This is a genomic window from Pseudomonas savastanoi (assembly GCF_020917325.1).
Classification (GTDB): Bacteria; Pseudomonadota; Gammaproteobacteria; order Pseudomonadales; family Pseudomonadaceae; genus Aquipseudomonas; species Aquipseudomonas amygdali.
The window spans coordinates 4,991,496-5,008,824 of sequence record NZ_CP076652.1 but is presented as its reverse complement, the minus strand read 5'-3'; the positions used below and the strand labels follow the sequence as shown (position 1 = coordinate 5,008,824).

Sequence of the window (17,329 nt, the reverse complement as noted above, 5' to 3'; positions counted from 1 at the left end):
GTTGCCTCAGTTGTTGTCATTTTGATTAGAGGGAACGACCTCGTGAGCCGATCCGTCCGATACTTATGCAGGGGCCATACCCAAAGCAAGACAGTGAGGCGAAAGAAGCGACAAAGAGTGGCACGATCGTACAGGAATGTCGCGAAAGTGTAACTTTCTTGGTAGTTGATCGTTTGCGCGACGCTTTTTCAATCGTTTCGTGCACTAAATAAGCGCAACCAGGTGAGAAAAATGCACCCGGTTGGCGCTGTGTTGTTACTTCACTGTTCCCAGGCTGACACCATAAAAGGGTGTCAGGCCGAAGGGGCTGATCTTGAAGTCCTGCACTTCCTGGCGCATTGGCTGAAACACCTTGGAGTTGGCGATCGGGGTGATCGGCACCTGCTGCTTGAGAATGTGCTGAGCCTGCTGATAGAGCTTGATGCGCTCATCGCGGTTGCTGGTCAGCTTGGCCTTCTGCACCAGCTTGTCGTAAGCCGGGTCGCACCACTTGGCGTAGTTGCTGCCTTTGACGGCTGCGCAGCTGTAAAGCACGCCGAGCCAGTTGTCGGGGTCGCCGTTGTCACCGGTCCAGCCATAGATCATTGCGTCATGTTCGCCGGCCTTGGCGCGCTTGATGTATTCGCCCCATTCATAGCTGACGATGTTGGCCTTGATACCGATCTTCTCCCAGTCGGACTGAATCATCTGAGCCGACATGCGTGCATTGGGGTTCGACGCGCGTTGGACGGTCATGGCCCACAGATCGATTTTGGTACCCGGTGCCACACCTGCTTCCTTGAGCAGTTGTTTGGCTTTGGTCAGGTCGTGCGGGGCGTCCTTGATGGTCGGATCGAAGCTCCACTGACCCGGCGGCAGGGCATTTTCAGCCAGCTGGCCTGCACTCTGATAAACCGCCTTGATGATTGCCGGCTTGTCGATGGCCATGTCCAGCGCCTGACGCACCTTAAGCTGGTCCAGCGGCGGATGCGTAACGTTGTAGGCCAGGAAGCCCAGGTTGAAGCCCGGCTGACTGAGGACCTTGAGTTTCGGGTCCTTTTTCATCTCCTCGATGTCCTGCGGACGCGGATAGCCGCTGACCTGGCATTCGTTGGCCTTGAGCTTCTGCAGGCGCACGGCGGCATCGCTGCTGATCGAGAAGATCAGGTTGTCGATCTTCACATCCTCGGGCTTCCAGTACTCGGTATTGCCGACGTAACGGATCTGTGAATCCTTCTGATAGCGCTTGAAGACGAACGGACCCGTGCCGATGGGCTTCTGGTTCAAGTCCTCGGCCTTGCCTTCCTTGAGCAGTTTGTCTGCGTACTCGGCAGACTGGATCGAGGCGAAGCTCATCGCCAGGTTCTGCACAAAGGCGGCATCGATGTTGTTCAGGGTGAACTTGACGGTCAGCGGGTCGACTTTCTCGACGCTTTTGATCGTTGTGTTCAGGCCCATGTCAGTGAAGTAGGGCGACTCGGACGGGTAGGCTTTGCGGAACGGGTGGTTGGCGTCGAGCAGGCGGTTGAACGTGAACAGCACGTCATCCGCATTGAATGTGCGAGTAGGGGTGAAATAGTCCGTGGTGTGGAACTTCACGCCGTCGCGCAGATGAAACGTGTAGGTCAGGCCATCCGGCGAGACGTCCCAGCGCGTGGCCAGGCCTGGCTCTACTTCCGTGCCGCCACGCTTGAATTGGGTCAGGCGGTTGAAGACGGTTTCGGCCGAGGCATCGAAGTCGGTGCCACTGGTGTACTGACTGGGGTCGAAACCGGCCGGGCTGGCTTCGGAGCAGTACACCAGCGTGCTCGCCGCCTGGGCCAGTGGTGCGCACGCCAGCAGGGCGGAGGTCAGCAGCAGCGGTTTGAAGAGTGTGTGTCCCATGGATCCCTCGCGTAGTGCTGCGTTCTCAATATTGGACGCAGAGCGTCGGTAACTGCATTCCCACGCAGAGCATGGGAGCGATAGTTGTGCTGATTGAGCTCCGGTTTCCGGGCTCGGAATAAATGATGACCGTTTCTCAGGGAATCGCGACTTCAATCACGCCATCGGCCGCAACGCTGACCTGGCTGGTGCCCGCTTCGACATCGGGCGTCGGCGCTGCGTCTTCACGCGAAGATTTTGCCATCATCATCACCGGTGCACGCACATACGGCTGCGGGTAGCCCGAGGTGTTGAGGTTCAGGTTAACCAGCTTGTAACCCGTGCCGCCCAAGGCTTCGGTGACCAGTTGCGCTCGGGCCTTGAACGCAGTTACGGCGTCCTTGAGCAGGGCGTCTTCGCTGGCCTTGCGGGTTGATGGCGAGATCGAGAAGTCCATGCCGCCCATTTTCAGATCCGTCAGCAGCTCGCCGGTCAGCTTCGAAAGCACCGCAAAGTCGGCACTTTCCAGACGCAGTTCGGCGCGTTCACGCCAGCCGGTGATCTTCTGCCCTTTGTCGTCGTAAACCGGATAGCTGTTGCGGCTGCCCTGACGGATCTTCACATCCTTGACCTGCCGCGCCTGGCCCAGCGCCTTGTTCAGGGTTTCAGTGATCTGTGCCGCCAGTTTGGCCGGGTCGCTGTCCTGCGCTTCGGTATAAAGGGTGACGAGCATCAGGTCGCGCTGGACTTCCTGATTGACCTCGGCACGCAAGGAAATCTGGTTATAACGGGCTTCTTCAGCCAGAGCCGGCAGGCTGGACAGGGCAGCGGCCAGCGCGACAAGCGTGGCAGCAGGGCGAAGATTGAACATGAGAGCTCCTTGTTATCAAACGGCCTGCGACACGTGTCGCTCGGCGCAAAGTGTTCTGACTGTAGCGCTTTGGCCCGGTTCCTGCGATGCCGGGCTGCTCCGGTGTGCGGTGCGTTGACGCACTTTTCCAGTTTTGCCTCTCGCTTGGTTATACTCGCTGCGATCCGCCTGGAGCACTCATCAGGAGAGCTCATGCTCGCCCCCGTTCAAATGCTTTCAGCCACACGTCAAAACCTGTGGCGCCTGACATTCATCCGTATTCTGGTGCTGGCCGCGCAAGCCGGCTCGGTGGGTATGGCCTGGCTGTTCGACTTTCTACCACTGCCGTGGCTGCAACTGTCGATCACCCTGGGCTGCTCGCTGGTGCTGTGCGGGCTGACCGTCATCCGTCTGCGCACCTCGCTGCCGCTCACCGAGCTTGAGTACGCCTTGCAACTGGCGCTGGACCTGCTGATCCACAGTGCGTTGCTGTACTACTCGGGCGGCTCGGCCAACCCGTTCGTTTCTTATTATCTGGTGCCGCTGACCATTGCCGCCGCCACACTGCCGTGGCGTTACTCGCTGATCCTGTCCGGCTTTGCGCTGAGCATGTACACCTTGCTGATGGTGCGTTCCTACCCGCTGGAAACCGATTCCATTGCCCGGGAAAACATGCAGGTCTACGGCATGTGGCTGAGTTTTGCGCTGGCGGCTTCCGTCATCACCTTTTTCGCGGCAAAGATGGCCGAAGAGCTGCGGCGCCAGGAGCAGTTGCGTGCCGAGCGCCGGGAGGAGGGCTTGCGCGATCAACAGTTGCTTGCCGTCGCGACCCAGGCAGCAGGCGCGGCCCATGAACTGGGGACTCCACTGGCGACCATGAGCGTGCTGCTCAAGGAAATGCGCCAGGACCACGGTGACCCTGCATTGCAGGAGGACCTGTCGGTGTTGCAGGAGCAGGTCAAGCAGTGCAAACAGACCCTTCAGCAACTGGTGCGTGCCGCCGAAGCCAACCGGCGCATGGCCGTTGAACAGCAGCCTGCCACCCGCTGGCTGGACGAATCCCTTAACCGTTGGCATTTGATGCGTCCGGAAGTGAGCTACCGCTTTTACCAGTTGGGCAAGGGCGAGGTGCCGATGCTGGCCCCGCCACCGGACCTGACCCAGGCGCTGCTCAACCTGCTCAACAACGCGGCCGACGCCTGCCCCGATGGCCTTGAAGTCAACCTGAACTGGGACAGCACAGAAGTCTGTATCAGTATTCGCGACCACGGCGCAGGTGTGCCGCTGGCGATTGCCGAACAGATCGGCAAGCCGTTCTTTACTACCAAGGGCAAAGGTTTCGGCCTGGGTCTGTTTCTGAGCAAGGCCAGCGTCACCCGTGCGGGTGGCTCGGTAAAGCTCTACAGTCATGAAGAAGGCGGTACGCTCACCGAGCTGCGCCTGCCCCGAGATACGCGAGGAGAAGAAGCATGAGTGACGAAGACATCCAGGTCGAAGGCGAAGAGCTTCCGCACCTGTTGCTGGTCGATGACGACGCGACGTTCACCCGTGTAATGGCGAGGGCCATGAGCCGTCGTGGTTTTCGGGTGAGCACCGCAGGTTCAGCCGAGGAAGGCTTGGCGCTGGCGCAGCAGGACATTCCTGAATACGCCGCGCTGGACCTGAAAATGGATGGCGATTCGGGGCTGGTGCTGCTGCCAAAGCTGCTGGAAATGGACCCGGACATGCGTGTGGTGATCCTCACCGGTTATTCGAGCATCGCCACGGCGGTCGAAGCCATCAAGCGCGGCGCGTGCAATTACCTGTGCAAACCGGCTGATGCCGATGATGTGCTGGCGGCTCTGCTGTCCGAACACGCCAACCTCGACACGCTGGTCCCCGAGAATCCGATGTCGGTGGATCGCTTGCAGTGGGAGCACATCCAGCGCGTGCTGACCGAGCACGAGGGCAATATTTCCGCCACAGCCCGGGCGCTGGGCATGCACCGCCGGACCTTGCAGCGCAAGCTGCAGAAGCGTCCGGTGCGGCGTTAATGAAGGTTTTTTCATAGTGGCCGTGTAGGCGTTTTTTTGCTTCATTGTGCTCAGGCATCGTACTTTCAAAGAGAGCGAGCCTGACCCACATGAATCGCAATGCTGAATATTCTGCCGTCAACGACACTGTGAAAGGGGCGTTTCTACGCCGCGTCTGGAAGCTGATAACGCCTTATTGGCGCAGTGAGGAAAAGGTCACCGCCTGGCTGTTGCTGGTTTCGGTGATTGCGCTGTCGCTGTTCAGCGTACAAGTGTCGGTCTTCTTCAACAGCTGGTATCGGGATTTTTACAACGCGCTGCAGAATAAGGACCTGGCTGCCTTCACCCACCTGATTCTGTACTTCAGCGGGATCGCCGCGATCGCCATTCTGGCGGCGGTCTATCGTCTGTACCTGACCCAATTGCTGACCATTCGCTGGCGTCGCTGGCTGACTGAGCAGCACTTCGCCCGTTGGCTCGCAGACAAAAACTACTATCACCTGGAGCAGGGCGGGTATACCGACAACCCCGACCAGCGTCTGTCCGAAGACCTCAACGAGTTCACCACCAGCACCCTCAGCCTCGGGCTTGGCCTGATGAGCGCGGTCGTCAGTCTTGTTTCGTTCTCGGTCATTCTCTGGGGCGTGTCGGGCAGCATCGAACTGTTCGGGGTCACCATACCCGGCTATATGTTCTGGGCGGCCTTGCTTTATGCGCTTGTCGGCAGCCTGTTGACGCACTGGATCGGCAAGCGTCTGATCCCGTTGAACAACCAACAGGAGCGCTTTGAGGCGGACCTGCGTTTTGCCTTGGTGCGCGTACGGGAAAACGCCGAAAGCATTGCCTTGTCCGAGGGCGAGCGTAATGAAAACCAGCGCCTTAGCGGGCGCTTCATGATGATCTGGAATAACTTCCGGGCATCCATGAAAGTCCAGAAGCGGCTGACCTTCTTCACATCCGGTTATTCGCAGATTGCCCTGATTTTTCCTTTCATCGTGGCTGCGCCGCGGTATTTTTCGGGCAAGATCGAGTTGGGTGATCTGATGCAGATCAATTCGGCATTTGGCAACGTGCAGGAGAACTTCAGTTGGTTCATCAGCGCCTACAGCACGCTGGCCTCATGGCGCGCCACGTGTGACCGTCTGCTGAGCTTCCGTCAGGCCATGACTGATCATGAAGCGCAGCAACCGGCCATTGAAAGGGTTAACGCTAACGACACGCTGGACCTGCGTGACCTGGAATTGAGCCTCGCAGGGGGGCGTCAACTGTTGAGCGATGCCAATCTGCATATCGGTCCGGGAGAGCGAGTGATGCTCAGTGGTCGCTCGGGCAGTGGCAAAAGCTCGTTGCTGAAGGCTCTCGGTGGTCTATGGCCGCACGGCTCGGGCCAGATTCGTGTGCCCACAGGGACGGCGCTGTTCCTGCCGCAACGGCCTTATCTGCCCATCGGCACCTTGCGTGAGGCAATGAGTTATCCACAACCTGCGCAGCGCTACCCGGCAGAACGCTTTGCCGATGTGCTGAGCCAGTGCCGTCTGGAGCACCTGATACCGCGACTGGATGAAAGCAATCACTGGCAGCGCTTTTTGTCGCCCGGCGAGCAGCAGCGAGTGGCGTTTGCTCGCGCCTTGCTGGTCGCGCCGAGCTGGCTGTATATGGATGAGGCCACCTCGGCCATGGACGAGGATGACGAGGCTGCCATGCACCGCGCAATCATTGATGGCCTGCCCGGTCTGACGCTGGTCAGTATCGGACACCGCAGCAGCCTCAAACGCTTTCATGGTCGGCATGTGCGTATCGAGAACGCAAAACTGCTCGAGCAACCGACACCTGCAGCGGTTTGAGGTTGACGCTGTTGGGCGGGTGGCGCTTTTGAGGGTGTGATCATACAACCGCTGAGCTATGATTAGCCCATGTTTAGCAGTCCAGAGATCGATGTTGGATGGAAAATCAAAGCGCTCCGCCCCGCGCCCGTAGAAAACACCGCAGCCTCGCGCAGGAGTTGGTGACTGAGCTGTCCGAGCGAATTCGCAGCGGTCAGCTCAAGCGTGGCGACAAACTGCCTACCGAATCCGCAATCATGGAAGAGCAGGGCGTCAGCCGCACCGTGGTGCGCGAGGCGATTTCGCGCCTGCAAGCGTCCGGTCTGGTCGAGACCCGTCACGGGATCGGCACCTTCGTTCTCGATACGCCAAGCCCCAGTGGGTTCCGGATCGATCCGGCCACCATTGTCACTCTGCGTGATGTGCTGGCGATTCTCGAATTGCGTATCAGCCTGGAAGTCGAGTCGGCCGGGCTGGCAGCCCAGCGCCGCAGTGACGAGCAACTGGCGGCGATGCGTTCGGCGCTGGACGCGCTCAATGAGAGTGCCGCACACGCCACGGATGCGGTGGCGTCTGACTTCCAGTTCCACCTGCAGATTGCGCTATCGACCGGCAATCGCTATTTCACGGACATCATGACCCATCTGGGCACCAGCATCATCCCGCGCACACGGTTGAACTCTGCGCGTCTGGCTCATGATGATCAGCAGCATTACATGGACCGCCTGAGCCGCGAGCACGAGGAAATCTTCGACGCCATCGCCCGTCAGGACTCCGATGCGGCCCGCGCCGCCATGCGCCTGCACCTGACCAATAGCCGCGAACGCCTGCGCCACGCGCATGAAGAAGCCGAGTCTCAGCGGGCCTGACGATTAAAGAGGACGCAGAGCGTCCAGAACGGCATGCGACGCGGAGCGTCGCACGATAGGTCAGGTGGATTGAGGTCATCGTTCCGCGCGCTCCAGCGTGGGAATGCCTTTCGTGACGCTCTGCGTCACAAATCTGCGCGGCATCACGGGAGTCAAAACCGGCCCCCGTCCCCTCCCTCTAAAAAAACCCGAAAATCCCTGTTGAGTGATTTTATTATCAGTTGTACGATGACTTACGACATCGGCACTGACCCGGTGATCTTCTAACAATTATGTCCTCCAGGGTGTTCGAATAATGAATCCACAAGAACTGAAGTCCATCCTCTCATCCGGTCTGCTGTCTTTCCCGGTTACCGATTTCAACGCTCAGGGCGACTTCCATCGCGCGGGCTACATCAAACGCCTCGAGTGGCTGGCACCGTACGGCGCCAGCGCTCTGTTCGCTGCAGGTGGTACAGGTGAGTTTTTCTCCCTGGCCGCCAGCGAATACTCCGAAATCATCAAGACTGCCGTCGACACCTGCGCCACCAGCGTGCCAATTCTGGCCGGTGTAGGCGGTCCGACCCGTCAGGCCATCGAGTACGCTCAGGAAGCCGAGCGTCTGGGTGCCAAAGGTCTGTTGCTGCTGCCGCATTACCTGACCGAAGCCAGCCAGGACGGCGTTGCCGCCCACGTTGAAGCGGTGTGCAAGTCGGTCAAGATCGGTGTGGTTGTCTACAACCGTAACGTCTGCCGCCTGACGCCAACCCTGCTGGAACAACTGGCCGAGCGTTGCCCGAACCTGATCGGTTACAAGGATGGCCTGGGTGATATCGAGCTGATGGTTTCGATCCGCCGCCGTCTCGGCGACCGCTTCTCGTACCTGGGCGGCCTGCCGACCGCTGAAGTCTATGCCGCTGCCTACAAGGCGCTGGGCGTGCCGGTCTACTCGTCTGCTGTGTTCAACTTCGTACCGAAACTGGCGATGGACTTCTACCACGCCATCGCCCGCGACGATCATCAGGCGGTCGGTAAATACATCGACGATTTCTTCCTGCCTTACCTGGAAATCCGCAACCGCAAGGCTGGCTATGCCGTGAGTATCGTCAAGGCCGGCGCAAAAATCGCCGGCTACGACGCAGGCCCGGTGCGTGCGCCATTGACCGACCTGACCCCGGACGAGTGCGACATGCTCGCCGCGCTGATGGACAAACAAGGCAAGCAGTAACACCCCCAGGACAAAACCGCTGAGCGATCAGCGGTTTTGTCGTTGGAATGCATGACCCTTACAGGTGGTAGCTGTCGTCGCCGCGACACTGCCAAGGGGCCTGTAATGCAACACCCAAAAACAGCTTTACCCGCGTAAAAAAATAATCAGTGGGAGCTCTACCATGCAAAAGTCCAAGCCGACGCACGTCCGCTATTTGATTCTGTTGATGCTGTTTCTGGTCACCACGATCAACTACGCCGACCGTGCCACCATCGCTATCGCTGGTTCCAGCATCCAGAAAGACCTTGGCATTACTCCGGTCACTCTGGGCTATATCTTCTCCGCATTTGGCTGGGCCTACGTGGCCGGTCAGATCCCCGGTGGCTGGCTGCTCGACCGTTTCGGGTCGAAGAAAGTCTACGCCATGAGCATTTTCACCTGGTCGCTGTTCACCCTGCTGCAAGGCTATGTGGGTGAGTTCGGCATTTCCACCGCCATCGTCGCGCTGTTCATGCTGCGCTTTCTGGTCGGGCTGGCTGAAGCGCCTTCCTTCCCGGGCAACGCCCGCATTGTCGCCGCCTGGTTCCCGACCGCCGAGCGCGGCACGGCCTCGGCGATCTTCAACTCGGCGCAATACTTCGCCACCGTTCTGTTCGCTCCGCTTATGGGCTGGATTGTTTACACCTACGGCTGGCAGCACGTGTTCGTGGTCATGGGCGCAGTCGGTATCCTGTTCTCGATGATCTGGATGAAGGTCATCTACGGTCCGCGCAATCACCCGATGATCAACGAGGCCGAGTTCGAACACATCTCCAGCAATGGTGCGCTGGTCGACCTGGATCAGGACAAGGGCAAAGGCAAGGAAAAAGCAGCCAGCAGCGGACCGAAGTGGGATTACATCCGCCAGTTGCTGACCAACCGCATGATGCTGGGTATCTACCTCAGCCAATACTGCATCAACGGCATTACCTACTTCTTCCTGACCTGGTTCCCGGTGTACCTGGTTCAGGAACGCGGCATGACCATCCTCAAGGCGGGCATCATTGCCTCGTTGCCAGCTATCTGTGGCTTCATTGGCGGCGTGCTGGGCGGAATCATCTCCGACTACCTGCTGCGCAAGGGCCACTCGCTGACCTTTGCCCGCAAGGCGCCGATCATCGGTGGCCTGCTGCTGTCCACCTCGATCGTGACCTGCAACTACGTTGATATCGAATGGGTGGTGGTGGGCTTCATGGCCCTGGCATTCTTCGGCAAAGGCGTCGGTGCACTGGGCTGGGCTGTCATGTCCGATGTTTCACCCAAGCAGATTGCCGGTCTGAGCGGCGGTCTGTTCAACACCTTCGGTAACATTGCATCGATCACCACTCCGATCGTGATTGGTTACATCATCAGCAGCACCGGCTCGTTCAAATGGGCACTGGTGTTCGTGGGCGCCAACGCGCTGCTGGCGGTAATCAGTTACATTTTCATTGTGGGTGAAATCAAGCGTGTGGAATTGAAAGAGCCGCCTGCCAAGGGGCCATTGCTGAACGACTCGGTCAGCGACCTTTCCGAAGCGAAATCCTGAGGAAACCGTGATGAACCTGATTCAACATGCCGATTCGCCGCGCTATATCCGGCTGCATCCGCTGGATAACGTCGTGGTCGTGGTCAACGACCAGGGCGTGCCGGCCGGAACCGAATTCGACAACGGCCTGGTGACTGTCGATAACGTCCCGCAGAGCCACAAGGTCAGCACCGTTGACCTGGCCGTGGGCGAGGCCGTGATTCGTTACGGCCACACCATTGGCTATGCGCTGCAACCGATACCGCGTGGCAGCTGGGTCAGGGAAGACCAGCTGCGCATGCCCTCGGCACCTGCGCTCGACAGCCTGCCGATGTCCGACGCGGTGCCCGAGAAACAGGCACCGCTCGAGGGTTACACCTTCGAAGGCTATCGCAACGCCGACGGCACCGTGGGTACCCGCAACATTCTTGGTATCACCACCACCGTGCAGTGTGTGACCGGCGTACTTGATCATGCGGTCAAGCGCATCCGCGACGAGCTGTTGCCCAAGTACCCGAACGTCGATGACGTGGTGGCCCTGACCCACAGCTACGGCTGCGGCGTGGCCATTACCGCCACCGATGCTTACATCCCGATTCGCACTGTGCGCAATCTGGCACGTAACCCGAACCTGGGTGGCGAGGCGCTGGTGATCAGCCTGGGCTGCGAGAAGTTGCAGGCCGGGCAGGTGATGCACGAGGGCGACAGTTCTGTGGACCTGAGCGAGCCTTGGCTGTATCGGCTTCAGGACTCCAGTCACGGCTTCAACGAAATGATCGAACAGATCATGGAGCTGGCCGAGACGCGTCTGCAGAAGCTGAACCTGCGTCGTCGTGAAACAGTACCTGCTTCGGAGTTGATCCTTGGCATGCAGTGCGGCGGCAGTGATGCGTTTTCCGGCATCACCGCCAACCCGGCGCTGGGCTACGCCTCGGACCTGTTGCTGCGTGCCGGTGCGACGGTTATGTTTTCTGAAGTAACCGAAGTGCGCGACGCCATCTATCTGCTGACATCCCGCGCGCAGGATCAGGAGGTCGCGCAGGCACTGGTACGGGAAATGGACTGGTACGACCGTTACCTGGCCAAAGGCGAGGCAGATCGCAGCGCCAACACTACGCCGGGCAACAAGAAGGGCGGGTTGTCGAACATTGTCGAGAAGTCCCTCGGGTCTATCGTCAAGTCAGGCAGCAGCGCCATCAACGGCGTGCTCGGCCCTGGTGAGCGGGTCAATGGCAAGGGGCTGATCTTCTGTGCTACGCCGGCCAGTGACTTCGTCTGCGGTACCTTGCAACTGGCTGCGGGCATGAACCTGCATGTGTTCACGACCGGACGCGGTACGCCGTATGGTCTGGCGATGGCACCGGTGGTGAAGGTTTCGACCCGCACCGAACTGGCTCAGCGCTGGCCTGACCTGATCGACATAGACGCCGGACGCATTGCGACTGGACGCGCAAGCATCGAGGATCTGGGCTGGGAGCTTTTCCACTTTTATCTGGACGTGGCCAGCGGCAAGAAAAAGACCTGGACCGAGCACTATCGGCTGCACAACGACATCACGCTGTTCAACCCGGCACCGATTACCTGACAGGAGCATCACGAACGGCATTTCCGCGCTGGAGCGTATGGAACGATAATTTCGCAGCTATCGTGCCGACGCTTTGCGTCGGTATGCCATTCTGGACACTCTGCGTCCGATCCAGGACATGACGCACAATCCGAAAGATTCTCTGAACTTTAGGCCGCTTTCCGGCCTCTTCTACAGTAGGGCAGCCGGTCTGGCTGCCTTCGTTGATGGTGCAGGAGATTTCAAATGGGTTGGATATCGGAAAATCATTTGTGGCTGTTTGCAGCGCTGACTGCTCTGATCGTGATTTCAGACATTTGGGCAGTCATGCGTATCCGCAAGAGCAAGACGCAATCCAGCAACAAGCTGATGTGGATCATCGTCGTTGTTGCCGTGCCGATTGTTGGCGTATTGGCCCTGCTGGTCGCTGGCCCGCGCCATGTGGACACGCCTGCCAGGCCTGAGCAGCAAAGCACCAAGTACTGACCCCGCCTTCTGGAAATACCCCACCCACGGGTGTGGGTATTTCTCTTGCAGACCGCTCATTCCCGTTTCGCAAACATTCTTTTCACAAAGATGGGCTTGTGGCTGGTAAAAATAAAAATCTCTGCAATTCTTCTGTCATGGTGGGGTGTTTACATGCTCGCCATCCAGACCCGAACAAGGAGAGAGCACATGTCGATCATTACCAAGTGGGCGTTGCAGGCGGTTGCATTGTTTGTGCTGGGCTGGGTGGCAACGACGACAGCGAATTGGAGCAACAACATGGCCAATGGTACGGGTAATGATCGCCTGGCGGAGTTGAGCGCTGGTGTCTTGAGCAGCCCGGTCCTGACTGCTTCCTCGTCGCAAAAGGTGCAAAGCGAGTAACCCGGCCTGATTGATAGCGGCGCGTTAATCCTTTTCTGCAGGCAAAAAAATGGCCCACAACGGGGTGGGCCAAATGGGATTCATCAAAGGAGTAGGGTCAATTTACGCAGCCGGACGTGAAGAGGATGTGAAACGGATGTCATGGAAACGAGAAGTGGTGTAACAGAATGAAAGGCATTGTGACGGGATGAAACAACGTTGCCAGTCGCCTGACAACGCGGTCTCGAATTATTCAGGAGCGGGTTCTGGAGCCTAGCGGGCCATTGCGCTTGAGTGTCTTTCAGGTGCTACGCGTCGTGCCAGATGAGGCAACGAATGAGGTGCATCGATCCTGGATTTCATGCGATCGGCAAATTCTCTGGCTTCCTGCCAACTCCGGCACTTGACCGGGTATTCGTCCAGTTTTACAACCCAAGCAGCCCCATGTACACCTTCTTCAATTCGGATGAGCATTGTTGGCATCTCCTGTCAGTGAGGGTAAGTCTGTGCCGGGTCATCGGCGCGAAAGCAGACGGACGAAATCCTGCGCCGAAAATCGGTATCGAGCTACAAAAAATTACAATTCCCGATGAATGCGCGCCGTTCGCAACTGAACAGATACGGGCGGCTTTTCAGGTTTTGCCAAGCGGGCAGCCTGACGCAAAAATGTGACAGGCTGATGGGCGTCAGGATCAGAACGCCAGCTTGAAGCCGATCATGCCCAGCATGATGGCCAGGAACGGCCGTAGCAGGTCGTCGGAAACGCGGCCCGCCATGTGGCTGCCCAGGTAAATGCCGGGCAATGAGCCCATCAGCAGCCAGCCCAGCAATTCCCAGTTCATGTTACCCATGCTCGCGTGGCCCAGACCCGCAACCAGCGTGAGAGGGACGGCGTGGGCGATTTCCGTGCCTACCAGACGCCGGGTCGGTAGCAGCGGATAGAGGATGAACAACGCCACGGTACCCAGCGCACCTGCACCAATGGAGGTCAGTGCGACCATGGTGCCGAGGATCAAACCGGTGATGACCGTTAATACGGTCAGGCTCGTACCGCTGAAAAACGAATGCCCGTCCCCGCGACCATGAGCGAAGGCCAGCAGCTTTTTCTTGAACAGAACGGCCAGAGCAGTGAGCAGCAGCACAAAGCCCAGCGCCTGCTTGATGATCGCGTTCAGGGCCTCAGGTGCGGTATGCAGTGTGCTCAGGAACCACAGCGTCAGCAGCACGGCAGGGACGCTGCCCAGGGTCAGCAGACCGGTGACTTTCCAGTCGATGTTGTCATTTTTGCGATGTACCAGAACCCCGCCGGATTTGGTAATCGCTGCGTACAAAAGGTCCGTGCCGACCGCTGTGGCCGGGTTGATGCCGAACCACAACAGAATGGGCGTCATCAGCGAGCCACCGCCGACCCCGGTCATGCCAACGATAAAACCGACTACCAACCCTGCAACTACAAACCCCAGACCACCCGCTTCCATAACCAACCCATTCAAGCAAACGCATCAGGCAAAAAGTGGCGGGCAGCATAACGGCTTGTGTTGCAAACGGTTATGAAGAAGTGTTCTAAGGTTATAACCGTTTGTCGCGGATGACGGCGGCTTCGGCGGCTTCAGTGACCGTTTGCAGGCGGCGGTCAGGGCCTAGCCAGTTCAGTACGGCGTCGGCTTCCATAGGCTTGGAAATCAGATAGCCCTGACCCTCGTCACAACCCCATTGCTTGACCAGACGGCGAATGTCGTCTGTTTCGATGCCTTCGGCCACCACGCAATAACCCAGCTTCTTGGCAAGACCGATCAGTGCCTTGACCAGACGCTGATCGGTCTTGTCGGAAGCCAGATTGCGAATCAGCGACTGATCGAGCTTGACGGTGGTTGCGGGCAATTGCCGCAGGTAGTTCCAGTTGCTGTAGCCCGTACCAAAGTCATCGATCGCCACATCCATGCCCATCTGCCGCATGCGTTCCAGCTGGTGGCGCACTTCGGCCGGGTTGTGCATCAACGCGCCCTCGGTGAACTCCAGCTCAAAGCGCGTGGGGTCGATCTTGTGCTGACCCAGCAGGCGGATCATCCGGTCAGTGAAAGCCGGACCGGTGAGGTCTTCCGGGGTGACGTTGATCGCAATACGGAAATCGAAGCCCTGTTGCTGCCAGCGGGCGGCCTGCTCGATTGCGCTTGTCAGCACCCACAGACTCAGCGGACGCATGAGTGCGGTTTTCTCGGCCAGCGGTACGAATTCGGCAGGCCCGATGGGGCCGAGCGTCGGATGGTTCCAGCGCAGCAAGGCTTCTACCGAGGTGCACAGGCCGGAGGCGAGGTCGATGCGCGGCTGGTAGACCAGGCGCAGTTGATCATGCGAGTGCACCGCGCTGGTCAACGAACTGAGCAGTTTGAAAGCACGTTGCTGAGCGGCATCGAAGTGCGGCTCATACATCGCCCAGCCCAGATTCCGGTCGCGAGCATCATCGGCAGCGCTGATGACCATGCGCATCCAGTCCTGCTCTTCGGTCGGGTCGCGGTTCAGGGTGACAACCCCCAGACCTACCTGCATCTGCACCGGAATGCCCCGGCATTCCACGGGGGTCTCGAAGTCTTCGAGAATGGTCCGAAACAGATGATCAGGCACTCGGTCTCCGGCCAGCAGAAAGCCGAAGCGGGTAGGGCTGACCTTGTACAGCGAACAGGTTGGCGGCAGCAGATGCTCCAGGCGGCTCTTGATTTCGGTCACCAGGTCCTGAGAGAAGCTGTAGCCCAGAGCCTTGACAATGTCGTTCAGGAACGCGGAGGTGATCATGTCCACCACGACCAACTGATAATCAACGCTCGATGCCAGTGCCTGATGGATGTCTTCCTGCAGGCGTGAGCGGTTATACAAGCCGGTCGGCTGGTCAATGAAGCAACTGAGACGCAAGCTGACTATGCGTTTCATGACCAATGAGGCGAAACGCTTGAGCATCTGCGTCTGATGCTCGCTCATCGGTTCACGCGGCTTGGTGTCGATCACGCACAGGCTGCCCAGAGCGATGCCGTCATCGGTAATCAGCGGGGCACCCGCGTAGTAGCGAATATCGGGGTGGCCGGTCACCAGGCTATTGTTCACGAACCGGTCGTCGAGGGTCGCATCCGGAATTTCGAACAACGTGTCGGAAAGGATCGTGTAGGCACAGAACGAGACGTTGCGTGGCGTTTCCCGGGCACTCAGCCCCACTCGGGCGCGAAACCACTGACGGTGTTCATCGACAATCGAGATCAACGCAATCGGCGTCTGGAAGAAATCGGCGGTCATTGCCACGATTTCATCGAACACATCGTCGGAGGTGTCTTCAAGCACGCACAGCTCCCTGATGCGCAACAGACGTTGCGTTTCATTCAGCGGAATGGGGGCACTGGCGTTCATAAAATTCTCGATGGGTGTTCGGTGATGACTATATGACATCACGAAGCTGACTTTAACAGATGAAAAAATTTCAATTACAGGCGAGGTACAGGTTGATCGGCCACAAACGGTTATTTTTGAGCGCTATCGGTCTTGCAGCCCCATAAAATAAAGGGCCTGCTCTTTTGTATTCTGAGTGTTACAAACATTGCCATTCGTCGTTTGGTTGCAAATGAGCAAAACGCTCATGGCTCGGTATGAACGAAGCACGGCTTTCACTGTGCGCTTCATTTGCGGTTTATCTGCCCAGGTACGAAAAATGAACATCAAGGTTCGACCCGCACGTACAGCAGACGCTGGCGCTATCAGTCGAGTGGTGCTGACTGCCTTGCGCACCAGCAATGCCAGGGATTACCCGGCCAGTGTGATCGAGCGCGTGCAACTGAGTTTCAGCCCGGCTGCCATTGAGCGGCTCATGCAGCAACGTCGGATGTTTGTGGCGGTGGCGGTGGCGGTGGCGGTGGCGTTGGAGGGGGAGGTGGTTGTCGGAACTGCCAGCCTGGAGGGTCAGGTTATGCGCTCGGTGTTTGTCGACCCTGACTGGCATCGTCGGGGCATCGGGCGTTTGTTGATGGCAGAGCTGGAGCATATCGCCCGTGGGGCAGGCCTGGAGCTGCTGATTGTGCCGTCATCCTTGACCGCGCAGGAGTTTTATACAGCGCTGGGTTTCAGGTTGGTGCGAGAGCATCAGGAAGGGGAGGAGCGCACATTGATCATGGAACGGCAATTGCGCACCTGAGGCATTCCATGCCTTAAGCAGTGACTTCCTGCATTTCCTGCAGTTGGTAGTGCGCGTACAGCGTGCTGGCGATCAACGTGCAGAAGACTTTCAGGGTATCGAGCGTATCGACGTCGTCGAGTGGCGTCGGCACGTTGTCCAGACCGCACAGCGTGCCGAAAAAGTCTCCGTTGGGGAAAATGATCGGCAACGAGAAATAGCTCTGAAAACCATAGAGTTTCGGGATGGGGTGCTCTGCGTAGACCGCATCCGTGGCAACTTCGTTGATCACGATAGGACGCTTGTGCTGTCGTAACTCATTGCACAGCGTGGTTTCCAGTTTGAGCTCGTGACCGGCCTCCAGTCCGAACTTGATCTCGTCGTACACAGCACATGCCGTCCAGCTGGTTTCGGTTACTTTGGCAATTGCCGCGAATCTCAGGCCGGTCAGCCGGGTTACCAGCCGTAACAGGCTGGAAGTGGCCTCGATTTCACTGATGACTGCCAGCTCTGCTGAAGTCAATTTGTTGTTCAAAATGCGTCACCCTGGTCATAGAAAGCACTGATGCAGCCTTGGCAGTACGCCTGGCGCTGCAGATCTTGTGCAGGAAGTGATCGTGCCATACCTGATCGTG

The 17,329-nt window shown here is 58.4% G+C and carries 16 protein-coding genes; 10 read left to right on the top strand and 6 right to left on the bottom strand.

Features of this window, described 5'->3' with window-relative positions; translation table 11 throughout:
- Positions 1 to 255 precede the first annotated feature (255 nt).
- Positions 256 to 1,863, bottom strand: a complete 1,608-nt coding sequence (locus tag KP808_RS21245) for an ABC transporter substrate-binding protein (RefSeq protein WP_058400644.1) — start codon at positions 1,861 to 1,863, stop codon at positions 256 to 258.
- A 136-nt stretch (positions 1,864 to 1,999) separates the two neighbouring features.
- On the bottom strand, positions 2,000 to 2,713 hold the full coding sequence (locus tag KP808_RS21240) for an SIMPL domain-containing protein (protein WP_122281869.1): 714 nt from the start codon (positions 2,711 to 2,713) through the stop codon (positions 2,000 to 2,002).
- 192 nt (positions 2,714 to 2,905) lie between these two features.
- Here KP808_RS21240 and KP808_RS21235 point away from each other — a divergent pair, with 192 nt between their 5' ends.
- From KP808_RS21235 to KP808_RS21195, 9 genes are all read left to right on the top strand, one after another.
- Positions 2,906 to 4,165: an ATP-binding protein gene (locus tag KP808_RS21235; protein WP_054996921.1), complete on the top strand. Its 1,260-nt coding sequence runs from the start codon at positions 2,906 to 2,908 to the stop codon at positions 4,163 to 4,165.
- A complete protein-coding gene (locus KP808_RS21230; protein ID WP_002555185.1) occupies positions 4,162 to 4,725 on the top strand; it encodes a response regulator transcription factor in 564 nt (187 codons plus the stop codon). The genes KP808_RS21235 and KP808_RS21230 overlap by 4 nt, the downstream gene beginning before the upstream one ends.
- 89 nt (positions 4,726 to 4,814) lie before the next feature.
- Positions 4,815 to 6,548, top strand: a complete 1,734-nt coding sequence (locus KP808_RS21225; protein WP_230016821.1) for an ABC transporter ATP-binding protein/permease — start codon at positions 4,815 to 4,817, stop codon at positions 6,546 to 6,548.
- Positions 6,549 to 6,646: 98 nt separating this feature from the next.
- Positions 6,647 to 7,396, top strand: a complete 750-nt coding sequence (locus KP808_RS21220; RefSeq protein WP_002555183.1) for a FadR/GntR family transcriptional regulator — start codon at positions 6,647 to 6,649, stop codon at positions 7,394 to 7,396.
- A 295-nt stretch (positions 7,397 to 7,691) separates the two neighbouring features.
- Positions 7,692 to 8,603: a 5-dehydro-4-deoxyglucarate dehydratase gene (gene kdgD / locus KP808_RS21215; protein ID WP_044309446.1), complete on the top strand. Its 912-nt coding sequence runs from the start codon at positions 7,692 to 7,694 to the stop codon at positions 8,601 to 8,603.
- Between the two features lie 163 nt (positions 8,604 to 8,766).
- Positions 8,767 to 10,152 (top strand): MFS transporter, encoded by a 1,386-nt coding sequence (locus KP808_RS21210; protein WP_005780860.1) that lies wholly within the window; start codon positions 8,767 to 8,769, stop codon positions 10,150 to 10,152.
- A gap of 10 nt (positions 10,153 to 10,162) precedes the next feature.
- Entirely contained in the window at positions 10,163 to 11,716 is a 1,554-nt protein-coding gene (gene garD, locus KP808_RS21205; RefSeq protein ID WP_055006684.1) for a galactarate dehydratase, read from the top strand.
- A gap of 225 nt (positions 11,717 to 11,941) precedes the next feature.
- Positions 11,942 to 12,181: a PLDc N-terminal domain-containing protein gene (locus KP808_RS21200; protein WP_055007483.1), complete on the top strand. Its 240-nt coding sequence runs from the start codon at positions 11,942 to 11,944 to the stop codon at positions 12,179 to 12,181.
- Positions 12,182 to 12,370: 189 nt separating this feature from the next.
- Entirely contained in the window at positions 12,371 to 12,565 is a 195-nt protein-coding gene (locus tag KP808_RS21195) for a hypothetical protein (RefSeq protein WP_058400649.1), read from the top strand.
- 252 nt (positions 12,566 to 12,817) lie between these two features.
- Here KP808_RS21195 and KP808_RS21190 read toward each other — a convergent pair whose 3' ends face one another.
- From KP808_RS21190 to KP808_RS21180, 3 genes are all read right to left on the bottom strand, one after another.
- A complete protein-coding gene (locus KP808_RS21190; protein ID WP_080394877.1) occupies positions 12,818 to 13,018 on the bottom strand; it encodes a hypothetical protein in 201 nt (66 codons plus the stop codon).
- Between the two features lie 218 nt (positions 13,019 to 13,236).
- Complete coding sequence (locus KP808_RS21185) at positions 13,237 to 14,022, bottom strand: sulfite exporter TauE/SafE family protein (RefSeq protein WP_058400651.1); 786 nt, start codon at positions 14,020 to 14,022, stop codon at positions 13,237 to 13,239.
- 91 nt (positions 14,023 to 14,113) lie between these two features.
- On the bottom strand, positions 14,114 to 15,937 hold the full coding sequence (locus KP808_RS21180; protein ID WP_058400652.1) for a sensor domain-containing phosphodiesterase: 1,824 nt from the start codon (positions 15,935 to 15,937) through the stop codon (positions 14,114 to 14,116).
- 298 nt (positions 15,938 to 16,235) lie between these two features.
- Here KP808_RS21180 and KP808_RS21175 point away from each other — a divergent pair, with 298 nt between their 5' ends.
- A complete protein-coding gene (locus tag KP808_RS21175) occupies positions 16,236 to 16,715 on the top strand; it encodes a GNAT family N-acetyltransferase (RefSeq protein ID WP_230016820.1) in 480 nt (159 codons plus the stop codon).
- 13 nt (positions 16,716 to 16,728) lie between these two features.
- Here the strand turns inward: KP808_RS21175 and KP808_RS21170 are convergent, their stop codons facing one another.
- On the bottom strand, positions 16,729 to 17,229 hold the full coding sequence (locus KP808_RS21170; RefSeq protein ID WP_058409160.1) for a GAF domain-containing protein: 501 nt from the start codon (positions 17,227 to 17,229) through the stop codon (positions 16,729 to 16,731).
- Between the last annotated feature and the right edge of the window lie 100 nt (positions 17,230 to 17,329).